At 70.0% G+C, this 21,708-nt stretch carries 14 protein-coding genes; 9 read left to right on the top strand and 5 right to left on the bottom strand.

Annotation, left to right across the window (positions count from 1 at the left end; all coding sequences use genetic code 11):
- Positions 1–93 precede the first annotated feature (93 nt).
- Entirely contained in the window at positions 94–1,728 is a 1,635-nt protein-coding gene (locus FHT38_RS24410; RefSeq protein ID WP_183493489.1) for an ATP-binding protein, read from the top strand.
- 154 nt (positions 1,729–1,882) lie between these two features.
- On the opposite strand, the gene FHT38_RS24405 is transcribed toward FHT38_RS24410, so the two are convergent.
- The 3 genes from FHT38_RS24405 to FHT38_RS24395 all read right to left on the bottom strand — a co-directional run bounded on the left by FHT38_RS24405 (position 1,883) and on the right by FHT38_RS24395 (position 6,391).
- A complete protein-coding gene (locus FHT38_RS24405; RefSeq protein WP_183493488.1) occupies positions 1,883–3,142 on the bottom strand; it encodes an MFS transporter in 1,260 nt (419 codons plus the stop codon).
- Between the two features lie 25 nt (positions 3,143–3,167).
- Positions 3,168–4,445, bottom strand: coding sequence for an FAD-dependent monooxygenase (locus FHT38_RS24400; protein WP_091730927.1), 1,278 nt, complete (start codon positions 4,443–4,445; stop codon positions 3,168–3,170).
- A gap of 155 nt (positions 4,446–4,600) precedes the next feature.
- Positions 4,601–6,391: an alkaline phosphatase gene (locus tag FHT38_RS24395; RefSeq protein ID WP_183493487.1), complete on the bottom strand. Its 1,791-nt coding sequence runs from the start codon at positions 6,389–6,391 to the stop codon at positions 4,601–4,603.
- Between the two features lie 124 nt (positions 6,392–6,515).
- Here FHT38_RS24395 and FHT38_RS24390 point away from each other — a divergent pair, with 124 nt between their 5' ends.
- The 4 genes from FHT38_RS24390 (at position 6,516) to FHT38_RS24375 (ending at position 13,647) form a co-directional block, all read left to right on the top strand.
- Positions 6,516–7,496, top strand: coding sequence for an aldo/keto reductase (locus tag FHT38_RS24390; RefSeq protein WP_091730919.1), 981 nt, complete (start codon positions 6,516–6,518; stop codon positions 7,494–7,496).
- A 153-nt stretch (positions 7,497–7,649) separates the two neighbouring features.
- Complete coding sequence (locus FHT38_RS24385) at positions 7,650–11,018, top strand: ligand-binding sensor domain-containing diguanylate cyclase (protein WP_183493486.1); 3,369 nt, start codon at positions 7,650–7,652, stop codon at positions 11,016–11,018.
- A 254-nt stretch (positions 11,019–11,272) separates the two neighbouring features.
- Positions 11,273–12,514 (top strand): cation:proton antiporter, encoded by a 1,242-nt coding sequence (locus FHT38_RS24380; protein WP_255488912.1) that lies wholly within the window; start codon positions 11,273–11,275, stop codon positions 12,512–12,514.
- Positions 12,511–13,647 carry a YbdK family carboxylate-amine ligase gene (locus tag FHT38_RS24375; protein WP_183493484.1) on the top strand — a complete coding sequence of 379 codons (1,137 nt, stop codon included), beginning with the start codon at positions 12,511–12,513 and terminating at the stop codon, positions 13,645–13,647. Before FHT38_RS24380 ends, FHT38_RS24375 begins: the two co-directional genes overlap by 4 nt.
- 73 nt (positions 13,648–13,720) lie before the next feature.
- On the opposite strand, the gene FHT38_RS24370 is transcribed toward FHT38_RS24375, so the two are convergent.
- Together FHT38_RS24370 and FHT38_RS24365 are read right to left on the bottom strand one after the other, a co-directional pair.
- The gene (locus tag FHT38_RS24370) at positions 13,721–14,233 is read right to left on the bottom strand and encodes a YcxB family protein (protein WP_183493483.1); all 513 of its coding nucleotides are present in this window, start codon (positions 14,231–14,233) and stop codon (positions 13,721–13,723) included.
- Positions 14,223–14,903, bottom strand: coding sequence for a nucleotidyltransferase family protein (locus tag FHT38_RS24365; RefSeq protein ID WP_255488910.1), 681 nt, complete (start codon positions 14,901–14,903; stop codon positions 14,223–14,225). Before FHT38_RS24365 ends, FHT38_RS24370 begins: the two co-directional genes overlap by 11 nt.
- 216 nt (positions 14,904–15,119) lie before the next feature.
- Between FHT38_RS24365 and tkt the strand changes: the two genes are divergently transcribed.
- From tkt to FHT38_RS24345, 4 genes are all read left to right on the top strand, one after another.
- On the top strand, positions 15,120–17,183 hold the full coding sequence (gene tkt / locus FHT38_RS24360; RefSeq protein WP_183493482.1) for a transketolase: 2,064 nt from the start codon (positions 15,120–15,122) through the stop codon (positions 17,181–17,183).
- 218 nt (positions 17,184–17,401) lie between these two features.
- Complete coding sequence (locus tag FHT38_RS24355) at positions 17,402–18,460, top strand: hypothetical protein (protein ID WP_183493481.1); 1,059 nt, start codon at positions 17,402–17,404, stop codon at positions 18,458–18,460.
- A 217-nt stretch (positions 18,461–18,677) separates the two neighbouring features.
- Entirely contained in the window at positions 18,678–19,676 is a 999-nt protein-coding gene (gene gap, locus FHT38_RS24350; protein ID WP_091730889.1) for a type I glyceraldehyde-3-phosphate dehydrogenase, read from the top strand.
- Positions 19,677–19,901: 225 nt separating this feature from the next.
- Positions 19,902–21,689 (top strand): S8 family peptidase, encoded by a 1,788-nt coding sequence (locus FHT38_RS24345; protein WP_183493480.1) that lies wholly within the window; start codon positions 19,902–19,904, stop codon positions 21,687–21,689.
- Positions 21,690–21,708: the final 19 nt, after the last annotated feature.

Raw genomic sequence — 21,708 nt, 5'->3', positions numbered from 1 at the left:
GGCACGCGGGCCATGGGGTGGCGGCGATAGACTGCCTTGACCGCCTACCGCTGTCTGCGACCCGGGCGTATTCATCGATGCCCGGAGGCCGGATTGACCCTGGAAGGACAAGAGCTGGACCGCAAGTCGCTGCGAATGGTCGTAGGAAAGACGGCGGACTGGAATGAGTTGGCGAAAGATTGCGTCGCCTTTGCGAACGCAAAGGGCGGAATGCTGTTGATCGGCATCGAGGATGGCGCATCGCACCCGCCGCCTGATCAAGTCATTCCCGAGGAATTGCCCGACGCCATACGCAAGCGCATCGGCGAGCTCACGGTCAATGTCGCGGTGCATCCGTCGATCCGCGTCGGCGACGGTGAAGGACAGGTGCTGGAGGTCAAGGTTCCGCGGTCCTCGGCAGTCGCCTCCACGACTGACGGTCGATACTTCCTGCGTATCGGAGACTGCAGCACACCCGTCACCGGCGACGAGGTCCTGAGGCTGGCCTCAGACCGGAGCGCAGTCTCCTGGGAGACGCACCGCTCATTGGACGTGCCGGTCGGCCTGGGGGATCCGCGAAAGCTCAACGCCCTCTTGGTCGCATTGCGCAGCTCGGACCGGGTCAAGCCCTCCGTGAAGGAGAAATCCGACGACGAGCTGCTCGTCCATTACTGCCTCGCCCACGAGGGCCGATTGACCAACCTTGGCGTCCTGTGCCTCGGCCTTCCGCTGCACCGCGCGCAGTTGGGCACATCGCCAGTCATTCAAGCCATCAAGTTCGACGAGCGCGACCAGAAAATCAACAAGCTGGTCTGGGACGACCACACGTTGAATCCAATTGAGTTGGTGGAGGCGGTCTGGGCGGAAATTCCGGACTTCCGTGAAAGCTACGAGTTGCCGGACGGCCTCTACCGCCAGCAGGTTCCGGCCTACGACGAGATCGTGATCCGGGAACTGCTGGTCAATGCCCTCGTCCATCGCCCCTATACGCAGCGCGGGGACATCTTCATCAACCTGCGTCCGGGACAGATGGACATCGTCAATCCTGGTTCGTTGCCCATCGGGGTGACGCCCCGGAATGTCCTGCACACGACGGTCCGCCGCAACGAGCAAATGGCTCGCCTGTTCCATGATCTGCAACTGATGGAGCGCGAGGGGAGCGGTTTCGACAAGATCTTCGAGATTCTTCTCTCGCAGGGGCGACCGGCACCGGCGCTGCTCGAAACGCACGATCGTGTTCAAGTCTGCATCTCGCGGCGGATCGCCCGGCCTGAGGTCATCGACTTCATCGCGAAAGCGGACCAGGCGTTCCAACTTTCCCAACGGGAACGCATTGCGTTGGCCCTCCTCGCGCAGAGCGACGGCATGACGGCGCGTGAGCTCATGCGAGCGCTCGAACTCGATGCCGTCGATGCCTTGCAAGCCTGGATCAAGCGACTGATGAACATCGAGCTGGTGCGAAGCGCTGGGAAAACGCAGGCTACCCGCTACTTCGTCGACCCCTCCATGCTGAAGAGCCTGGACTTCGTCGGTACCACGACGCTTCAGCGCATCGAGCCCCACCGTCTGATGGCACTGCTGATGGAGGACATCAAGCGATATCCCGCATCCGCCATCGGTGACATCCATGAGCGGGTCGGCCTCGAGATACCGAGGTCCCGAATCCGGCGCAGCATGCAGCAGTTGGTGCAGGAAGGTCGGATCGTCGCCGCCGGTCAACGAAAGGGCACTCGCTACAGCCTGGCCTGATTTGGTTCAAGTGCGGACATATCCGATACGACTAATCAAAATGATGACTCCCCGGATCGTTGGTCGTCGCGCTAAGTCGTTGTTTTACCGAGCAATTCGTTTGGCTCAAACTGCGCCCTATCCAGAGGGCGTCATCGGCGGCTGAACCAAAAGCTCATGAGGCAGGAAGCGGGGCGCGCGCCGACTGCCTCGACTTGAGCATCCACGCGGCTATCGCCGCCACCACCGACACCGCCAGCGCATAGCCCGTCAACACCGGCCAGCCGCCGTGGTCCCAGAACCACCCGCCCATCGCGCCGAGCGTGCTGGAGCCGAGGTAGTACGCGAGCAGGTAGAGCGAAGCCGCATGGCCCTTGCTGCGTCCGCCGAGCGCGCCGACCCAGGCGCTGCTCACCGAGTGCGCGACGAAGAATCCGATCGTCAGCAGCACGATGCCCAGGATCACCGCCGGCAGCCAGGCCAGCAGCGTGAGCCCCACGCCCGCCGTCGCCAGCGCGATGCCCGACAGCAGCGCCGGCGCCCGCCCGAAGCGGTCGGACAGACTGCCCGCCGTCGCCGACGCGGCAATGCCGAAGAGGTAGGCGCAGAAGATCAGCCCGATCGCGCTCTGGCTCAGCGAGAACGGCGGCCTCATCAGCCGGAAGCCGGCGTAGTTGTAGACCGCGACGAACATGCCCATCATCAGGAAGCCCATCGCGAACAGCAGCGGCAGCATCGGATGCGTGAGATGCGCCCGCCACGTGGCCACGTGCTCCGACAGCGTCACGCCGCGGCGGCGCACGAAGTGCTTCGATGGCGGCAGCAGCAGCCAGAAGCCGATCGCCGCCAGCAGCCCCAGCACGCTGACGATGAACAGCGCCGGCCGCCATCCGAAGGCATCGCTCAGCAGGCTCACCCCGACCCGGCCCATCATCCCGCCGAAGGCCGTGCCGCCGACGTACTGGCCCATCGCCCGGCCCAGGCCCTTCGGATGGATCTCCTCGGCCAGGTAGGCCATCGCCACCGCCGGGACGCCGCCCAGCACCAGGCCCTCCAGCGCCCGCGCCACCAGCATCCCGTGCCAGCCCGGCACCACCGAGGCGATCAGGTTCAGCAGCGCCGCCATCGCCATCGACGCGAACATCAGCCGCTTGCGGTCCATGCTCTCCGACAGCGCCCCGGCGCAGAGGATCGCGAACGCGAGCGCACCGGTCGCCAGCGACAGCGACAGCGCGCTTGTCGCCGCGCCGACCTGGAATTCCGCCGCGAACAGCGGCAGCAGCGGCTGCACGCTGTACAGCAGCGAGAAGGTGGTGAAGCCGGCCAGGAACAGCGCGAACGCGATGCGGCGGTAGGCGCGCGTGCCGGGCTCGGCGTGCTCGCCGTGCTCGGCGTGCGGGGCAGCGGCGGGCGCCGGGCCCGGGGAACTGCTCATCGGGAGGTGGGCAGGCGGTGGCCGCTCAGCGGCGGCCGAACATCATCTGCCCGGCCAGCGCCCGCTTGAGCGGCGGCATCGCCTGCAGCGCCGCCAGGCCGAGCCCGCGCGCCGCCGGCAGTCCGGGCCAGCGCCAGGCGAAGGTGCGGGCGAGGAAATCGGTGGTCAGGATCGTCGCCCAGCGGTCCGGCGCGCGCTGCCACTCGACGCGCCGCAGCGCCTGGTCGACCTGCGGATCGCGCCGCAGCGCCTCGACCAGCGCGAAGGCGTCGCGCAGTCCCAGGTTCAGGCCCTGCCCCGCCACCGGATGCAGGGTCTGCGCCGCGTTGCCGATGCGGATGCGGCGGCCCTCCACCAGCGTGCGTTCGGCATTCAGGCCGAGCGGGAAACACTTCAGCGGACTGATGCCCAGCAGGCGGCCGACGCGATCCGGCAACTGCTGCTGGATCACCGCCAGCCGCTGCGCGTCGCTCAGGCCCTCGACCTCGTCCTCGTCCTGCGGCTGGCACCAGACCAGCGCGGCGCGGCGCTGGCCGTCGCGGTCGGGCAGCGGCAGCAGCGCCAGCGGCCCGCGCCGCGTGAAACGCTCATAGGCCACGCCCACCGGGCTGTCCGGCGCCAGCGTCACCGTGCCCACCCAGGCGTTCTGCCGGTAGTCGCGCGTCAGCGACTTGCGGGCCTGCTCGGAGAACACGCCGCCCTCGGCCACCACCGCCAGGTCGAAGCGCTCGGCGATGCCGGCATCGATCTCGATCTCGTCCGGCCGGTCCTGCTTGAGGCCGTCCACCGCCTGGCCGAAGCGGCTGACCAGCCGCCGCGGCTCCAGCGCGCTGGCCTGCTGCCAGGCGGCCTGCAGCGGCGCGACCAGCTGGCCGTAGGCCAGCACCGCGCCCAGTTGCGGCACCGCCTGCTCGGCGGCGCTGATGCGGACCTCGGGCTCGCCCGACGGACCGAACCAGGGGCTGGAGAGCGTCGGCGGCGCCTGGCTCACATGGACTTCGCGGATCGGCTGCGCCTGCGCCGCCGGCCACACGCGCAGGCGCTGCAGCAGCTGCATGCTGCCCAGCGACAGCGCCAGCGTGCGCGGATCGCCGGAGACATCGCGCTCCAGCGGCCGGGCGTCGAAGAGGCTCACCTGCGCCTGCGGCAGGTAACGCGCGGCCAGCAGCGCGAGCGCGAGCCCGGCCGGTCCGGCGCCGATCACGGCCAGACGCAGCGGCGGGGCCTGGCCGTCGAAGGCGGCGTCGAAGGCATCGGGCGCCGTCGAGGCGGCATGAGCGGCGGAGTCTGGAGCTTGGGACATGACGTCGACCCGGGAAAACTGGTGCCGGCCGCGTCAGGCGGCCGGCTGCGGACGACTATAGCGCCGGCCCTTTCGCCGTGGCTCGGCGGGATCGCAGCGGCTTGCGCCAGCGCGCATCGGCGCGCGAAGGCCCGCGACCGGGCGACGGCCGCCGGTCACACCGCGACCAGCCTGCGCTGTCCCGCGCCCGGCAAGGTGCGCAGCGACTGCGCCAGCGACGCGGTGTAGTCGCGGCTCAGGATGGTGTTGACGAAGATCCAGTCGCAGCGGCACTCGGCCGCCGTGGCGGTGACCACCATGTAGCCGCGCCGCGAGGTGTCCGCGTAGACCAGCGGTCCGATCAGCTGCGTCAGCGCGCCGGCGAGCTGCTGCGGGTCCTCGTTGGGCAGGTACTCCTCGAAGCCCGGCGAGGTCACCGAGGAAGTCGCGAACTCGACCCCGACCTGGCGGTTCGCCCCGTCCAGCAGGTCGTTGGCCCAGGCGTTGTGGGTGTCGCCCGCCAGCACGACCAGGTTCTTGTCGAGCTGGCGCGCCGCGGCCAGCAGCGTCTCGCGGGCGACCGGGTAGCCGTCCCACGCATCGAGGTTGTAGGGGAGGCTCGGCGCGTTCAGCACCGCCTGCTCCTGCGGCGTCAGGCTGGCCGGGTCGTTCCGCGCCTTGGCGACGATGGCCGCGTACTGCGACACGGTCACGCCGGTGCCGGGCGCGTTGGCCTCGAAGAGGATCGGCGACGGGATGTCCATCCGGCCCATCAGCACCTGCTGCCCCAGTACCTGCCAGGTCGCCGTCGACGCCTGCAGGCGCGCCTGCAGCCACTGGTCCTGCGTCGCGCCCAGCAGCGTGCGGTCGGCGCGGGCCATGTCGGCCTGGAACCGGCCGCTTTCCAGGCCCGAGGCGCCGAGGTAGTCCGCGTAGTCCAGCTGCTCGCTGCGCGCGATCACCCGCGTGTCCAGCATGTGCAGCGACATCAGCGAGCCGAAGTCGAAGCCGCGGTAGGTCGTCAGCGGATCGGCGCCATCGCGCACCGGCAGCCACTCGTGCCAGGCCTGCACCGCGGCGGCCCGGCGCGCGGCGAAGTCGCCCTCGGTCGCCGGCTGGTGGTTCTGCGCGCCGCCCAGCCAGGCGTCGTTCGCGATCTCGTGGTCGTCCCACACGGCGACCATCGGCAGCAGCGCGTGCAGCCGCTGCAGGTCGGCGTCCGAGCGGTACTGCGCGTAGCGGCGTCGGTAGTCCGCCAGGGCCACGATCTCCTGCTGCGGCTCGACCACCCGGCCCAGCGCCTGGGCGTTGCCGCTCGCGTACTGGCCGGGGCCGTATTCGTAGAGGTAGTCGCCCAGGTGGACGGCGAAGTCGTAGCCATCGGCCTCGGCGCGCTTGGCGGCCTCGGCATAGACGTTGAAGTAGCCGGTCGGATAGTTGGCGCAGGAGAACACCGCCAGCTTCGCCTGCGCGACGTCGCCGGTGGGCAGCGTCTTCGCGCGGCCCACGGTCGACACCGCCTGGTAGGCCTTGAAGCGGTACCAGTAGCGCGTGCCCGGCTGCAGGCCGGTGGCATCGACCTTGACGCAGAAGTCGCCGGCCGCGCGCGCGGTCGCGCTGCCGCTGGCCACCAGAGTGCCGAAGGCGGCGTCGCTGGCCACCTCCCAGGTGACCGGCACGTCGCGCATGTCCGCGGCGTCCTGCGCCAGCACGCGGGTCCAGAGGATGACCCGGTCGCCCAGGGGATCGCCGCTGGCCACGCCGTGGCTGAACACGACCGCGACGCGCGGGCCGCCGTCGTCCCCGCCATCGCCGCCGCCGCCGCCGCAACCGGCCAGCGGCAGCCCGGCCAGCGCGCCGGCGGCCAGCGCGCCGCGCACCAGGTGGCGGCGGGCGTGGTCGACGGTCTCCGCCGGCGCGGCGGCCTCGTCCTTCTTGATCCAGTTGAGCAGGGGTGTCTTGGTCATGGTCGAAGCCGCCTCTCGCACAAGCCGTCCCCGCCCTCCGGGGCATTCGGCATGCCGCGCCGCCAGCCCGCGGTGCGTCCGCTACCCTTGCGCCCCGACCCGAACCACACACGAGGAAAAGCGCATGCAATACCGTCGACTCGGCCGCAGCGGCCTGCAGGTGTCCGAACTGTCCCTGGGCTCCTGGGTGACGTATCACAACCAGGTCGACACCGGCTCGGCCGTCGAGATGCTGGCCGCCGCGCGCGACGCCGGCATCAACTTCTTCGACAACGCCGAGGCCTACGCGCTGGGCAAGAGCGAGGAGATCATGGGCCAGGCCTTGCGCCAGCTGGGCTGGGGCCGCCACACCTACGTCGTCTCGACCAAGTTCTACTGGGGCATCGACAAGTCGGGCACGACCGTCAACTACAAGGACACGCTGAACCGCAAATACCTGATGCAGGCCATCGATGGCTCGCTCAAGCGCTTCGGCCTGGATGAGATCGACCTGGTCTACTGCCACCGCCCCGATCCGCACACGCCCATCGAGGAGACGGTGCGCGCGATGAGCGACATGATCACGCAGGGCAAGGCGCTGTACTGGGGCACCAGCGAATGGAGCGCCGACGAGATCCGCGCCGCCTGGGAGATCGCCGAGCGCCACCACCTGCACAAGCCGGTGATGGAGCAGCCCCAGTACCACCTGTTCCACCGCCAGCGCGTCGAGAAGGAATACGCCCGCCTGTACGAGGACATCGGCCTGGGCCTGACGACCTGGAGCCCGCTGGCGTCCGGCCTGCTGACCGGCAAGTACCGCGACGGCATCCCGGCGGGCAGCCGCGGCGCGATGGAGAGCATGTCCTGGCTGCGCGAGCAGCTGCAGGAGCCGCAGCGCAATGCCGCCGTCGGCGAGTTGGCCACGATCGCGCAGGAACTCGGCTGCACGCTGGCGCAGCTGGCCATCGCCTGGATCAACCGCAACCCGCGGGTCTCCACGGTGATCCTGGGCGCGAGCCGGCTCTCGCAACTGCAGGACAACCTCGGCGCGCTGGCCGTCACGCCGCGGCTCACGCCGGAGATCCTCGCGCGCATCGACGCCATCACGCTCCCGCTGGCGAAGTAGGCCCGGGCCGCCTCGCCAGGCGTGCCCGCCGCGCCGCGGCGCGCCGTCGTCGGGGTTTATCCGCACACCGCCCGCCAAGCCCCCCATTGACGGGGCTCGTCTGTCGCGCCGCTGCCGCAACCGCGGAGAAGGGCGCCGCTAGCATCCCCGGCGATGCTGCGACGACGTGCCCTGCCCCTGCTGCCGAGCCTGTGCGCCGCCGTCGCGCTGGCCCTGGCCGTCGCGCCGGGCGGCGTCGCGGCGCTGCCGGACAGCCCCCAGCCGGAGCGGGCCGCGCCGGCGGCGGTGCCGCTGCTGGCCGAGCCGCGCTTCGAGACCGTCGGCATCGACGCCCCGGTGCCACTCAACGTGATCTCCGCGCTGGCGCAGGACCGCGCCGGCTTCCTGTGGATCGGCACCGGCGCCGGCCTGGTGCGCTTCGACGGCTACCACTTCCGCCAGCCCGGCGCGCCGCTGGAGAACGGCGTGCGGTCCGCCCGCAGCCTCGGCTTCATCCGCTGCCTGCTGGTGGCGCGCGACGGCCGCCTGTGGATCGGCACCGAGGCCGACGGCCTGGCCGCCTACGACCCGCAGAGCGAGAAGCTGTCGCTGTTCCGCTCCGACGCCAGCCCGCAGCAGCCGCATGGCGCGGTGTCGGCCGGCACGATCCGCGCGCTGGCCGAAGACCGCGACGGGCAGCTGTGGATCGGCACGATCGGCCACGGCCTGGACCGTTACGACCCGGTCGAGGGCCGCTTCCAGCACTTCCGCCACCAGCCCCGGCAGGCCGGCAGCCTGCCCGACGACCGGGTCCAGTCACTGGCGATCGACCGCGAGGGCTCCTTGTGGGTCGGCACCTGGCGCGGCCTGGCGCGCAAGCGCGCCGGCGCCGACGCCTTCGAGCCGGTGTTCTCGACGCCGGGCCGTCCCGGCCTGGCCGGCAAGATCGTGCTCAGCCTGTTCGAGGCGCCCGACGGCCGGCTCTGGGCCGGCACCCAGCAGGGCGACCTCGCGCTGATCGATCCGAAGACCGGCGAGGGCCGGATGCTCGAGCGCGCCGAGGACGCCGTCCACGGCTCGGTCAACAGCTTCGTCGCGGTGGATGAACGGCATGTCTGGCTGGGCCGCAACGGCGGGCTGGAGTTGCGCGCGACAGCCGACGGCGCACTGCTGCGGGTGATGAAGCACGATCCGCTCAATCGCGACAGCCTGGGCGGCAACGAGGTCCGCGCGCTGATGCGCGACCGCGCCGGCTGGATCTGGACCGGCGGCTACGGCGGCGGCCTGCAGCGCCACAACCCGGCCAACACCAGCACGTGGGTGCGCGGCCGCGACCCGGGCCAGCTGCCGCAGTTGGTCGACCCGAGCACGCGCGCGATGGTGCAGCTCGACACCGGCGAGATCTGGCTGGGCAGCAACGAAAGCGGCGTGACGGTGCTCGACGAGCAGCTGCGCTCGATCGCGACGCTGCGACCCGCGCCCGGCCAGCGCGGCGGGTTGTCGGGCGGACGCATCTCCAGCCTGGTCCAGATGAAGGACGGCAGCGTCTGGCTGGGCAGCGACGGCGGCCTGCACCAGTACACCCGCGACCGCCAGCTGCTGCGCGTCATCCAGGCCGGCACCGGTCGCGCACGGCGGCTTCTGGCGGGCCGCGACGGCACGCTCTGGATCGGCACGCAGGACGGGCTCTATCGGCTGCCGCCGGACGCCGGCCCGCAGGCCGCGCCGGAGCGCCTGCGCCAGGACGGCGGCCAGCCGCTGACGGGCGACGTCAACGCCCTGTCCGAGACCGCCGACGGCGGCCTGTGGGTCGGCACCGAGAAGGGGCTGTACCGGTTCGCGCCGGGCGCCAGGGAACTGATCGCGGTACGCGCCCAGCCGGGGCGCGACCTGAGCCATCACTCCATCGTCGGCCTGCTGGTCGATTCGCGGCAGCGCCTGTGGGTGGACACCGCGTCCGGCCTGCACCTGCTGGCGCGCTGGGACGGCCGCGAGGCGGCGTTCGAGCGCATCAGCGAGAAACACGGCGTGATCGGCCGGGCCTTCGGCGCCAACCTGCTCGAGGACCGCGACGGCCGCATCTGGACGCAGAGCTTCGTCTACGACCCGGCCAAGGACAGCTACTACGAGCTGACCAACGCGGATGGCGTCGACATCGGCACCGGCTGGTTCCGCGCCTACCTGAAGACGCGCGACGGGCGCCTGCTCTTCGGGGGCAGCAAGGGCGTGCTGGTGGTGACGCCGGAGCGCTTCGAGGCCTGGACCTACCAGCCGGCGCTGGTCGCGACCGAGTTGCGGGTCGACGGTCAGCGCCTGGGCGCGGGCCGTCTGCCGGAGGAAGGACTGACCCTGACCGCGAGCAACCGCAGCTTCAGCGTCGAATTCGCCGCGCTCGACTTCAGCGAGCCGCAGCGCAACCGCTACGCCTACCAGCTCGAAGGCTTCGATCCGGAATGGATCAGCACCGGCGCCGACCTGCGCGTGGCGGTCTACACCAACCTCGATCCCGGCCGCTACCGGCTGCGGGTGCGCGGCACCAACCGCAACGGCGTCTGGAGCCCGCTGGAGCTCAGCATCCCGGTGCGCGTGCTGCCGGACTGGTGGCAGACCTGGTGGGCCCGCACGCTCGGTGGCGCGGCGCTGATCGCGCTGGTCTATGCGCTGGTGGCGCTGCGCACGGCCTACCTGCGGCGCTCGCAGCTGGCGCTGGAGATCAAGGTGAAGGCCCGCACCGCGGAGCTGGAGCGGCTCTCCGCCGACCTGCAGGCCAAGAGCGTGGCGCTGGAAGAGTCCAGTCTGTCGGATCCGCTCACCGGCCTGCGCAACCGGCGTTTCCTGACGCAGCACATCGAGGCCGACGTGGCGCTCGCGGTGCGTCGTCACGAGCAGGCGCGCGACGACGGCTATGCGCCGCCCGACGATGGCGACCTGATCTTCTTCCTGCTCGACCTCGACTTCTTCAAGGCGCTCAACGACCGCCTCGGCCACGCGGCGGGCGACGCGGTCCTGCAGCAGATGCGCGGCCGCCTGACCGCCGTGTTCCGCGAGGCCGACTACCTGGTCCGCTGGGGCGGCGAGGAGTTCCTGATCGTGGCGCGTGGCACCTCCCGCCGGCATGCGGCCGAGCTCGCGGAGCGCGCGCGGCTGCAGGTCTGCGGCGCGCCCTTCGAGCTCGGCGAGGGCCGGCAGGTGGACGTCACCTGCTCGGTGGGCTTCGCGGCCTTCCCACTGTCGCCGGCGCTGCCGCGCGCGCTGGACTGGGCCGCGACGGTGGCCCTGGCCGACGAGGCGCTGTATACGGTCAAGCGGGCCGGGCGCAACGGCTGGGAAGGCGTGACCGGCATCGCCGGGGCCGTTCATGGCGTCGACGTCGCGACGAGCTTCGCGGGGGACGTGACGGAGCTCGAGGGCGCATTGCGCCAGCGTTCGCGCGGATCGATGGCAGACTGGCTGGCCAGCGGCGACCTGAAGGTCGTGCGCTCTTCGCCGCCGGCCGATGCCGGAGCCGCCGTCGCGCGGCCGATCGAGGCCGGCAAGTCCTGACCCTGGACGCTCGGCCGCGCTGGTCCCCCCAGGGGCGGACCCGCCAATTGCCGAGCGCTGGATGAGAACGGCACGAGCGCGGCAAATGGCGCTCCCGCCGAGTGCCGATGACCGGCAATCGGTAAAGCCGACAAGTAAAGGCTGCCAGCGCCTGCCCCGGCTTCGCTCCATGGCGACCGGAATGGCCCGATGATCGGGGGCTTCCCCCGGCCGGATTGGCCGCCGTCCACGAATCGAGGAGAACCTTCGTTTTGATGAACGACCTTGCGAACTTCCTGCAGTTCAGCGCCTGGCCGCCGCGCCCGGACTGGCTGTTCTGGGCCTCGCTGACCATGGTGGCCGCCGGCGTGCTCGGCGAATTCGTGAACCGCCGCCTGGGCCTGCCGCGCGTCGTCGGCTACAGCGTCGTCGGCATGATCCTGGCGGCGCTGGGCCATGGCATCTTCGCCAACGGCGCGCTGGACGCGCGCTTGCGGCTCGTCGTCGACCTGGCGCTGGCGCTGCTGCTGTTCGAGATGGGCTCGCGCGTGAACCTGCGCTGGCTGCGCAACAACAAGGCGCTGCTCGGCGCCAGCGCGGCCGAGGCCGCGGTCAGCTTCGTCGTCGTCGGCTACGGCCTGACGCTGCTGGGCGTGAGCCCGCTGGTGTCCATCAGCTGCGCGGTGCTGACGATGGCCTCGAGCGCCGCGGTCGTCGGCCGCGTTGGCGCCGAGCTGCGCGCGGCCGGTCAGGTCAGCGAACGCATGCTGGCGCTGACCTCGCTGAACACGATCTACGGCGTGCTCGCGCACAAGCTGCTGCTGGGCTGGCTGGCGCTGGACCAGAAGGGCGACTGGCTGGAGGCCGTCGCGCAGCCGCTGTATGCCTTCGTCGGTTCGGTGATCGTCGCGGCGCTGCTGGCGCGATTGACGGCCGGCCTGATGCGGCGGCTGGACCTGCGCAACGAGAACTCGGTGCTGATGCTGCTGGGCCTGGTGCTGGTGGCGCTGAGCGTGGCGCGGGTGCTGAACCTGTCCACGCTGCTGGTGCCGCTGCTGGCCGGCATGATCCTGCGCAACACCACCGAGCGGCCCTGGGTCTGGCCGCGCCACTTCGGCACGGCGGGCGGCGTGCTGGTGCTGATGCTGTTCGTGGCGGTCGGTTCCGCCTGGACGCTGCAGGCGCTGGCCGCGGGCGCGGTGCTGGCGCTGGCCCTGCTGCTGCTGCGCCTGGTGGCCAAGGCGATCGCCCTGACCGGCATGGCGCGGCTGAGCGGCATCGACACCCGCCAGGGTGTCGCGCTGGCGGTGTGCCTGAGCCCGGTGTCGGGCACGATGCTGGTGCTGTTCAGCGAGGTGCAGCTGCATCACCCGCAGACCGCCGCGCTGCTGGCGCCGGTCATCCTGTCGACGATCGCGCTCATGGAGCTGGTCGGACCGATCGCCGTGCAATGGGGCCTGCGCCTGGCCGGCGAGCATCACCCTGAAACCCCTGTGAAGGAGGCTGCGAAGCGATGAGCCTCGAACCATTCGCCACATCCAAGCCCTTGACGATGGGCGTGGAGCTGGAGCTCCAGATCGTCAACCGTCATGACTACGACCTGATGCCGGGGTCCAAGGACCTGCTGCGCGTGATGAAGGGCGAGACCCTGCCCGGCGATGTCACGCCGGAGATCACCGACTCGATGATCGAGCTCTGCACCAACGTCTGCACGAACTACGAGCAGGTGCTGGAGCAGCTGACGATCACCCGCGACGCGCTGGTGCGCAGCGCCGACAAGCTCAACCTCGGCCTGTCGGGCGGCGGCACGCATCCCTACCAGCACTGGAGCAAGCAGCGCATCTTCGACAAGCCGCGCTTCCAGGAGATCTCCTCGCTCTACGGCTACCTGAGCAAGCAGTTCACCGTCTTCGGCCAGCACGTGCACATCGGCTGCGAGGGGCCCGACCACGCGCTGCGGCTGCTGCACGGGCTGTCGCGCTTCATCCCCCACCTGATCGCGCTGTCGGCCTCCTCGCCCTACGTGCAGGGCAACGACACCGGCTTCCATTCGGCGCGGCTGAACTCCGTGTTCGCGTTCCCGCTGTCGGGGCGCGCGCCCTTCGTGCTGACCTGGGACGACTTCCTGGTGTTCTTCGAGAAGATGACGCACACCGGCGTCGTGAAGAGCATGAAGGACTTCTACTGGGACATCCGGCCCAAGCCCGAGTACGGGACGATCGAGGTGCGGGTGCTCGACACGCCGCTGACGATCGAGAAGGCCTCGGCGCTGGCGGCGCTGATCCAGTGTCTGGCGCGGTGGATCTCTCATGACCAGCCGTTCGCGCTGCACGAGGACGACTACCTGCCCTACACCTTCAACCGCTTCCAGGCCTGCCGCTTCGGACTGGACGGCACCTTCGTCGACCCGAAGAGCGGCGAGCACCGCAGCCTGCGCGAGGACCTGAACGTCACGCTGCATGCGCTGGAGCCGCACGCGGTGGCGCTGAAGGCCGAGCCGGCGCTGCGCTACGTGCGCGAGGAGATGCGCTGGCAGGGCAACGACGCGACCTGGGCGCGCGGCGTGGTGGAGAAGGAGCAGCTGCTCAACGAGCTGGTGCGCCAGCAGTGCGAGCGCTGGGCCGGTCGGCCGGTGGCGAACGCGCGCTGAGCGCCGGCCCTCACTTCACCTCGGTGAGGGCCGCGTGTTCCTGAATGCCTGGGGACCGCCGTGGCGGGGCGGATCAGCGAGCTGTCGTCGCGTTCGCGTGTCGCTTCACCACGGCCTGAAGCGCTTTCCACGAAGTCTCATCGGCGAAAAAGCTTCGCGGGAGAAAGTACGCGCACAGCGGCGCGTAATAAAGCAGGACCAGTTGATCATCGATCTTGTATCCCGTGATCTTGGTCCACGGCAGCTCGGCGGTCACAAACTCGTTCTTCAATCGCAGGCCGGCGGTACCGACCTCTCCGCTGGTCCGGCCTTGCAGCTTGATGTGGGACTTCCACTGCCAACGCTCGACCGCCTTGATCGCCCAGGCGGCGATCAGCAGCAACAGTCCCATAGGCAAGAGCTGGAATACGAATTCGCCTGGATCGTTGCGGGCAGCGTCGATGTCGATGTTCCAGAACATCAGGACCGGAAGCGCGATCGTCCAGATGAATGCTGGCCGGCCCCACCACGGCAACAGGCGGCGCCGGACATGGCGATATTCGGGCCAAGTGATTTCGCCTTCGAAGCGAACGGACTCATTTCCCATTGAGTTCTTCCAACTGATCCGGCGAACCCACGTTCGCCCAGGGCCCGGTGTAGAGCTCCGCGGTCACCGCGCGCGCCTGGATCGCGCGGTCCAGGCTGACGCGGATGCGCTGGTGCTCCCCCGGCTGCACACCATCGAAGAAGGCGCGCTTGTAGAGGCCGATGTTGCTGTAGACCTCGAGGTTGCCGTCGATCGTCGCGAAGCCGGCCGCGTCGATGCCAAAGTCGCCGGTCGGATGGCGCGGCTGCTTCGGCACGAACCACAGGTGTGCCAGCAGCGGGCTCGCGGCGAAGGCTGCGGCCTGGGCCGGATCGAAGACGAAGTCTGGGATGAAGATGTCGGCCGAGACTGCCCAGAAGGCCTCGTCGCCGTCGGCGCACAGCAGGTCCAGCGCCGTCGCGATGCCGCCGCCGGTCTCGAGTGCGCGGCCGTAGCGCGCGCCTTCATGGCTGTAATGCAGCCGCAGGCCCCAGCGCGCGCCGTTGCCGAGCGTCGCCTCGAACTGCTCGTGCAGCCAGGCGGTGTTGATGACGATGTCGCGGATGCCGGCGCGGGCGAAGGCCTCGATGTGCCATTCGATCAACGGCTTGCCGCGCACTTTCAGCAGCGGCTTGGGCGTGTGGTCGGTCAACGGCCGCATGCGCTCGCCGCGCCCGGCCGCGAGGATCATGGCTCGCATCGATTCACCAGAAAAATTAGCCGGCGAGTTTAAAGCGCTCCCCTCTAGTGACCCGCCGCGGAGTCGCTTTGGGATGCTCCGCTAGGCGCGAACCGGAGCCATAGCGCGGCTATGGCGAGGATTCGCAACAACGCGGAGCGCCCAAAGCGGCTTCGCGGCGGGTCACTAGAATGCCGGGTTTGCCCTTCACCCCGCCGAGACCCCACTATGGCCGACACCGCCGCAGCTGCCGCTTCCACCCCGAACACCACCCAGATGGCCAACGCCATCCGTGCCCTGGCGATGGACGCTGTCCAGCAGGCCAACTCCGGTCACCCGGGCGCCCCGATGGGCATGGCCGAGATCGCTGTCGCGCTGTGGAAGCGCCACCTGCGCCACAACCCGGCCAACCCGCTGTGGCCGGACCGCGACCGCTTCGTGCTGTCCAACGGCCACGGCTCGATGCTGATCTACGCGCTGCTGCACCTGACCGGCTACGACCTGCCGATCGCGGAACTCAAGGCCTTCCGCCAGATGCACTCCAAGACGCCGGGCCACCCGGAAGTGGGCATCACCCCGGGGGTGGAGACCACCACCGGCCCCCTCGGCCAGGGCATCACCAACGCCGTCGGCCTGGCGCTCGCGGAAAAGCAGCTGGCCAAGGAATTCAACCGCGACGGCCACGCCATCGTCGACCACCACACCTACGCGTTCCTGGGCGACGGCTGCCTGATGGAAGGCATCAGCCATGAAGCCTGCTCGCTGGCCGGCTCGTGGAAGCTGAACAAGCTGATCGCGATCTACGACGACAACGGCATCTCCATCGACGGCCAGGTCGGCCCCTGGTTCGGCGACGACACCGCCAAGCGCTTCGAGGCCTATGGCTGGAACGTCGTCGGCCCCGTCGACGGCCACGATGTCGACGCGGTCGACGCCGCCATCGCGCTGGCCAAGACCAGCAAGGACAAGCCCTCGCTGATCATCGCCAAGACCCACATCGGCAAGGGCAGCCCGAACCGGGCCAACACCTCCAAGGCCCACGGCGAGCCGCTCGGCGCCGAGGAAATCAAGCTGACCCGCGAGGCGCTGGGCTGGTCGCACGAGCCCTTCGTGCTGCCCGCCGAGGTCTACGCCGACTGGGACGCCAAGGCCGCCGGCAACGCGGTGGAAACCGCCTGGGACGACAAGTTCGAGGCCTATGCCACCGCCTTCCCCGAGCTGGCCGCCGAGTTCTCGCGCCGCATCGCCGGCGTGCTGCCGCCCAACTTCGCCGACGTCGCGGCGCAGGCCGTCATCGGCGCGCACGACAAGGCCGAGACCGTCGCCTCCCGCAAGGCCAGCCAGCTGGCGCTGGAAGCCTTCACCGCCGCGCTGCCCGAGCTGCTGGGCGGCTCGGCCGACCTGACCGGCTCCAACCTGACCAACACCAAGAGCACGCCCGCCTTCCGCCTGGAAGCCGACGGCAGCTCCAACGGCGGCCGCCACATCAACTACGGCGTGCGCGAGTTCGGCATGGCCGCGATCATGAACGGCGTCGCGCTGCATGGCGGCTTCATCCCCTACGGCGGCACCTTCCTGACCTTCAGCGACTACAGCCGCAACGCCATCCGCATGGCCGCGCTGATGAAGCAGCGCGTGATCCACGTCTTCACGCACGACTCCATCGGCCTGGGCGAGGACGGCCCGACGCACCAGTCGGTCGAGCACGTGTCCAGCCTGCGCCTGATCCCCGGCCTGGACGTCTGGCGTCCGGCCGACACGGCGGAAACGGCCGTCGCCTGGACCATGGCCCTGGCCAACGCCCAGCGCCCGAGCGTGCTGGCGCTGAGCCGCCAGAACCTGGTCTACCTGAAGAAGTCGGGCGAGGCCGTCGACGCGATCACCAGCGGCGGCTACGTGCTGAGCGAACCGGCCGACATCGGCCTGAAGAAGAAGGCGCAGGCGGTGCTGATCGCCACCGGCTCGGAAGTGCAGCTGGCCATCGCGGCGCAGCAGCAGCTGGCCGTGGCCGGCATCCCGGTGCGTGTGGTCTCGATGCCTTGCACCAGCCTCTTCGACCGCCAGGACGCCAAGTACAAGCAGAGCGTGCTCCCCGACGGCCTGCCGCGCGTGGCCATCGAGGCCGGCGTCACCGACCTGTGGTGGAAGTACGGCGTCTCGGCCGTGGTCGGCCTGGACACCTACGGCGAATCGGCCCCGGCCAACGTGCTGTTCAAGCACTTCGGCTTCACGCCGGAGAACGTCGCCGACACCGTCAAGGTGGTGCTCGGCAAGGCCCGGCTGAAGGGCTGATCGGCGCCCCGGGCCTGATGGGCCCGATGGGCCCCGTCGTCTCCCTCGAAGGGGTGCCTCTGGCACCCCTTTGTCGTTTCCGCCCATCGGAGGCCGCCGAGTCCCCTGTTTCCTGACGGCCGCTTCACGCGGCCGCGCCTAGACTGCCCGCGCCCGCCAGCGACCCGCCCCACGAGCCGGCGCGCGGGCCCAGGGACAGGACAACACGGAGGACTCCCATGACTCGACCTCGTCTGGCCGCCACGGCCCTGCTCGGCCTGCTCGCCGCCTTGATCGCGCACGGCCCGGCATCGGCCCAGCAGAACGACATCTCGCCGCTTCCCGTCGACCCGGCCACCAGCCCGCTGCGCTGCCTGCAGCAGCCCGAGGCCCCGCTCGAGTACCCCGCCGAGGCGCGCCGTCTGCAGCTGGACGGTACCGTGCGCGTCGGCCTGGCGTTCACGGCGCCAGACCGGCCGCCGGAGGTCGAGGTCCTCGCGCGCTTCGCCGACGAGCGCTTCGTCAACGCGGTGCGCGAGCGCGTCGCCGCCTACCGCCTGCCCTGCCAGGCCGCCGCCCGCGGCACGGTGCGCGCGGTGCAGACCTTCATCTTCCGCCTGCGGGAGCCGGTGCCGGTGCGCTGGTCCCAGCCGGTCGAGCTCCAGGACACCGACCGCGCCCGCGCCATGCGCGCCTGCCTGCGCACGCCGGACGACCAGCTGCAGGTCAATGCCTCGCGCTTCGACCAGAAGACCATCGGCAACGTGATGGTCCGCATGACCTTCACCGCCCCGGACCAGCCGCCCGAGGTCCAGGCCCTGTACGCCTCCACCAGCGGCAACACGCAGGACGCGATCCTCGACCGCGCCCGCAGCTACCGCCTGCCCTGCCTCTCGGCCGAGGACCGGCCGATGAGCTTCGTCCAGCACTTCATCTACCGCAAGCACGACGCCGGCCGCGCCAGCTTCAAGGACGAGGTCACGCTGGGCGAGTTCCTGTCCAACATCAAGGGCATCCGCCAGCAACAGGCCGAGTTCGACTTCAACACGATGAACTGCCCGTTCACCGTCGCCTGGACGCTGGGCAAGCCGGCGCTGGCCAACCGCGTCGGCGAGATCGGTACCGAGCGCGACCCCAACCGCGCCGAGTTCCTGGCCTGGCTGGCCGGCCTGGAGATGGACCTGACGCCGGATCGCTTCGAGCACCTGCTGGGCCGCATGGTCAAGATCAAGGTCGCCTGCGGCACGCTGCGCCTGCAGCCGGCCACGACAGCCGCCGCCGCGCCTCTGGCGCCGTGATGTAACCGCGCGGTTCCGCGCGGTGAAACCCGGTAACCCGTTCGAAACGAGTGGGCGCGCCGATCTGTTCAAATCGTGCGTTTCCGGCGCCCGTGCCCGGCCCTCGTGCCGGGCCTCGCGGATGCACCGACCGAACACCTCCGCGGCACGACGTCCACTGGCTGGGCGACGCGCCCATGACGTCATCGATTCATTTCACTCGCAGGAGACTTTCCTCATGACCATCAAGATCGGTATCAACGGCTTCGGTCGCATCGGCCGCATGGTGTTCCGCGCCGCCGTGGCGAACTTCAAGGACATCCAGATCGTCGGCATCAACGACCTGCTGGAGCCGGACTACCTGGCCTACATGCTGAAGTACGACAGCGTGCACGGCCGCTTCGACGGCGATGTGGCGGTCGACGGCAACACCCTGATCGTCAACGGCCAGCGCATCCGCCTGACCCAGGTCAAGGACCCCGCCGAGCTGAAGTGGAACGAGGTCGGCGCCGACATCGTCGTCGAGGCCACCGGCCTGTTCCTGACCAAGGAAACCGGCGAGAAGCACCTGGCCGCCGGCGCCAAGAAGGTCATCATGTCGGCCCCGTCCAAGGACGACACGCCGATGTTCGTCTACGGCGTCAACCACACGACCTACGCCGGCCAGGCCATCATCTCCAACGCCAGCTGCACCACCAACTGCCTGGCCCCGCTGGCCAAGGTGCTGAACGACAAGTGGGGCATCAAGCGCGGCCTGATGACCACCGTGCACGCCACCACCGCCACGCAGAAGACCGTCGACGGCCCGTCCAACAAGGACTGGCGCGGCGGCCGCGGCATCCTCGAGAACATCATCCCCAGCTCCACCGGCGCCGCCAAGGCCGTGGGCGTGGTGATCCCCGAGCTCAACAAGAAGCTGACCGGCATGTCCTTCCGCGTGCCGACCTCCGACGTCTCGGTCGTCGACCTGACCGTCGAGCTCAACAACGAGGCCTCCTACAAGGAGATCTGCGCCGAGATGAAGGCCCAGAGCGAAGGCGCCCTCAAGGGCGTGCTGGGCTACACCGAGGACAAGGTGGTCGCCACCGACTTCCGCGGCGACCCGCGCACCTCGATCTTCGACGCCGAGGCCGGCATCGCCCTGGACGGCACCTTCGTCAAGCTGGTGTCCTGGTACGACAACGAGTGGGGCTACTCGAACAAGGTGCTGGAGATGGTCAAGGTCGTCGCCAAGTAAGCGATCCTGGCTTTGCCCCGAAGCCCCGCCCCGGCGGGGCTTTTCATTTGTGCGCGTACCGTTGGCGTCCCGGATACGGCCCGTCACAACCGCCGCGGGGCGCCGAGTCGATCGGTGTGAGAAATCCCTCATCGCTATTGCTCTACTGCAAATGTGTCAGGGGATTAGTGATTTCTCGGTGATGGCCACCCTAAACTGGTTAGCCCAGTTTTGTGGAGCCGTCGCATGTCCGTGCTGTCTTTGCCCAAGCGCCTGGCCGCTGCCGTGGCCGTGTTCGGGTTGTTCGGAGCTGGCGGCGCCAGCGCGGTGACCGGGACGGCGGTCCGCCCCGACCAGCAGCCCGATTTCGCCCGGGTGATCGTGCGCTTCAAGGCCCAGGCCGATGCGGTGAAAGCGCGCCCGCTGGCGACGCGGGTGACGGCCTCCGAGGCCCGGGACATCGCCCAGGTCCGCGGCACGACGCTGGGGCTGCGCCATGCCGCGTCCCTGCATGCCCGCCTCAGCCTGGACAGCCGCACCCACGTCTACACCGCCAGCGGCATGAGCTCGGCCGAGCTGGCGCGCCGGCTGGCCCAGGACACCGAGGTCGAGTCGGTCGAGGTCGACCGCTGGTGGCGGCATTTCTCGGTGCCCAACGATCCGCTGTACGCCACCGCCGCCTCGGCGGGCGTCACCGCCGGCCAGTGGTACCTGAAGGCGCCGGACGCGACGGTGGTCTCCTCGATCAACGCGCCGGCGGCCTGGGACCGGGCGACCGGCACCGGCGTCGTCGTCGCGGTGCTGGACACCGGCGTGCGCTTCGATCATCCCGACCTGAGCGGCCAGTTCGTCGGCGGCTATGACCTGGTGGGCTACAACCAGGGCGGCACGGCGACCTCCACCCAGATCGCCGCCGCCAACGACGGCAACGGCGCCGACAGCGATGCGAGCGATCCCGGCGACTGGGTCAGCCAGGCCGACATCGACTCGGGCGCGCTGGGCAGCACCTGCACGTCCGACGACATCGGCAACAGTTCCTGGCACGGCACGCGGGTATCGGGCCTGATCGCGGCGCTCACCAACAACGGCCAGGGCATGGCCGGCCTGGCCTACAACGCGAAGATCCTGCCGGTGCGGGTGCTGGGCAAGTGCGGCGGCTGGGCCTCCGATATCGCCGCGGGCATGCGGTGGGCGGCTGGCGTGGACGTGCCGGGCCTGCCGACGAATCCCAACAAGGCCAAGGTGATCAACCTGAGCCTGGGCGGCGACGGCAGCTGTGGCTCGACCTACCAGGACGCGATCAACGCCGCCTACAACGCGGGCGCGACGGTCGTGGTGGCGGCGGGCAACGGCGTCGAGAACGACGACCCGACCAAGGAAGGCGGCATCGCCGTCGGCACGCCGGCCAACTGCAACAACGTCATCGCGGTGGCCGGCCTGCGGCATGTGGGCACCAAGGTCGGGTTCTCCAACCTCGGACCGCAGGTGACGATCAGCGCGCCCGGCGGCAACTGCGTCAACACCACCGCCGGCAGCACCTGCCTGTATCCCATCCTGTCGACCAGCAACGCCGGCACGACGACGCCGGTGGCGGGCAGCGGCGCGTTCAACTACAGCGGCACGGGCACCAGCTTCTCGACGCCGCTGGTCAGCGCGACCATCGCACTGATGCTGTCGAGCAATCCGGCGCTGACGCCGGCGCAGATCAAGGCGGCGCTGCAGAGCTCGGCCCGCGCGTTCCCGACGGCAAGCGGCGTCGCGCAATGCGTGGCCGGCAACAGCGCGCAGCCGCAGCTCGAGTGCAACTGCACGACCAGCACCTGCGGCGCCGGCATGCTGGACGCGAATGCCGCGGTCGCCGCGGTCGCGCCGACGACCAATACGCCCACGACGCCCACGACGCCGACCGAACCCTCGTCGGGCGGTGGTGGCGGCGGTGGCGCGATGAGCGCCTTCTGGCTGGCCGCGCTGGTGCTGGCGATCGTGGCGCTGCGCTGGCCGAGGGCTGGCGTCAAAGGGCCCTCAACGCCCTAAAAGCCCTAAAGGTCCTGAG

The organism is Mitsuaria sp. BK041 (assembly GCF_014193085.1).
In the GTDB taxonomy this organism is placed as follows: domain Bacteria; phylum Pseudomonadota; class Gammaproteobacteria; order Burkholderiales; family Burkholderiaceae_C; genus Roseateles.
This window is presented reverse-complemented; position numbering and strand designations above follow the sequence as displayed.

Coding starts and splice junctions, on each gene's coding strand:
- FHT38_RS24405 (WP_183493488.1), bottom strand. CDS start 3,142: ATGAGCAGTTCCCCGGGCCCGGCGCCCGCCGCTGCCCCGCACGCCGAG.
- FHT38_RS24400 (WP_091730927.1), bottom strand. CDS start 4,445: ATGTCCCAAGCTCCAGACTCCGCCGCTCATGCCGCCTCGACGGCGCCC.
- FHT38_RS24395 (WP_183493487.1), bottom strand. CDS start 6,391: ATGACCAAGACACCCCTGCTCAACTGGATCAAGAAGGACGAGGCCGCC.
- FHT38_RS24390 (WP_091730919.1), top strand. CDS start 6,516: ATGCAATACCGTCGACTCGGCCGCAGCGGCCTGCAGGTGTCCGAACTG.
- FHT38_RS24385 (WP_183493486.1), top strand. CDS start 7,650: ATGCTGCGACGACGTGCCCTGCCCCTGCTGCCGAGCCTGTGCGCCGCC.
- FHT38_RS24380 (WP_255488912.1), top strand. CDS start 11,273: ATGAACGACCTTGCGAACTTCCTGCAGTTCAGCGCCTGGCCGCCGCGC.
- FHT38_RS24375 (WP_183493484.1), top strand. CDS start 12,511: ATGAGCCTCGAACCATTCGCCACATCCAAGCCCTTGACGATGGGCGTG.
- FHT38_RS24370 (WP_183493483.1), bottom strand. CDS start 14,233: ATGGGAAATGAGTCCGTTCGCTTCGAAGGCGAAATCACTTGGCCCGAA.
- FHT38_RS24365 (WP_255488910.1), bottom strand. CDS start 14,903: ATGATCCTCGCGGCCGGGCGCGGCGAGCGCATGCGGCCGTTGACCGAC.
- tkt (WP_183493482.1), top strand. CDS start 15,120: ATGGCCGACACCGCCGCAGCTGCCGCTTCCACCCCGAACACCACCCAG.
- FHT38_RS24355 (WP_183493481.1), top strand. CDS start 17,402: ATGACTCGACCTCGTCTGGCCGCCACGGCCCTGCTCGGCCTGCTCGCC.
- gap (WP_091730889.1), top strand. CDS start 18,678: ATGACCATCAAGATCGGTATCAACGGCTTCGGTCGCATCGGCCGCATG.
- FHT38_RS24345 (WP_183493480.1), top strand. CDS start 19,902: ATGTCCGTGCTGTCTTTGCCCAAGCGCCTGGCCGCTGCCGTGGCCGTG.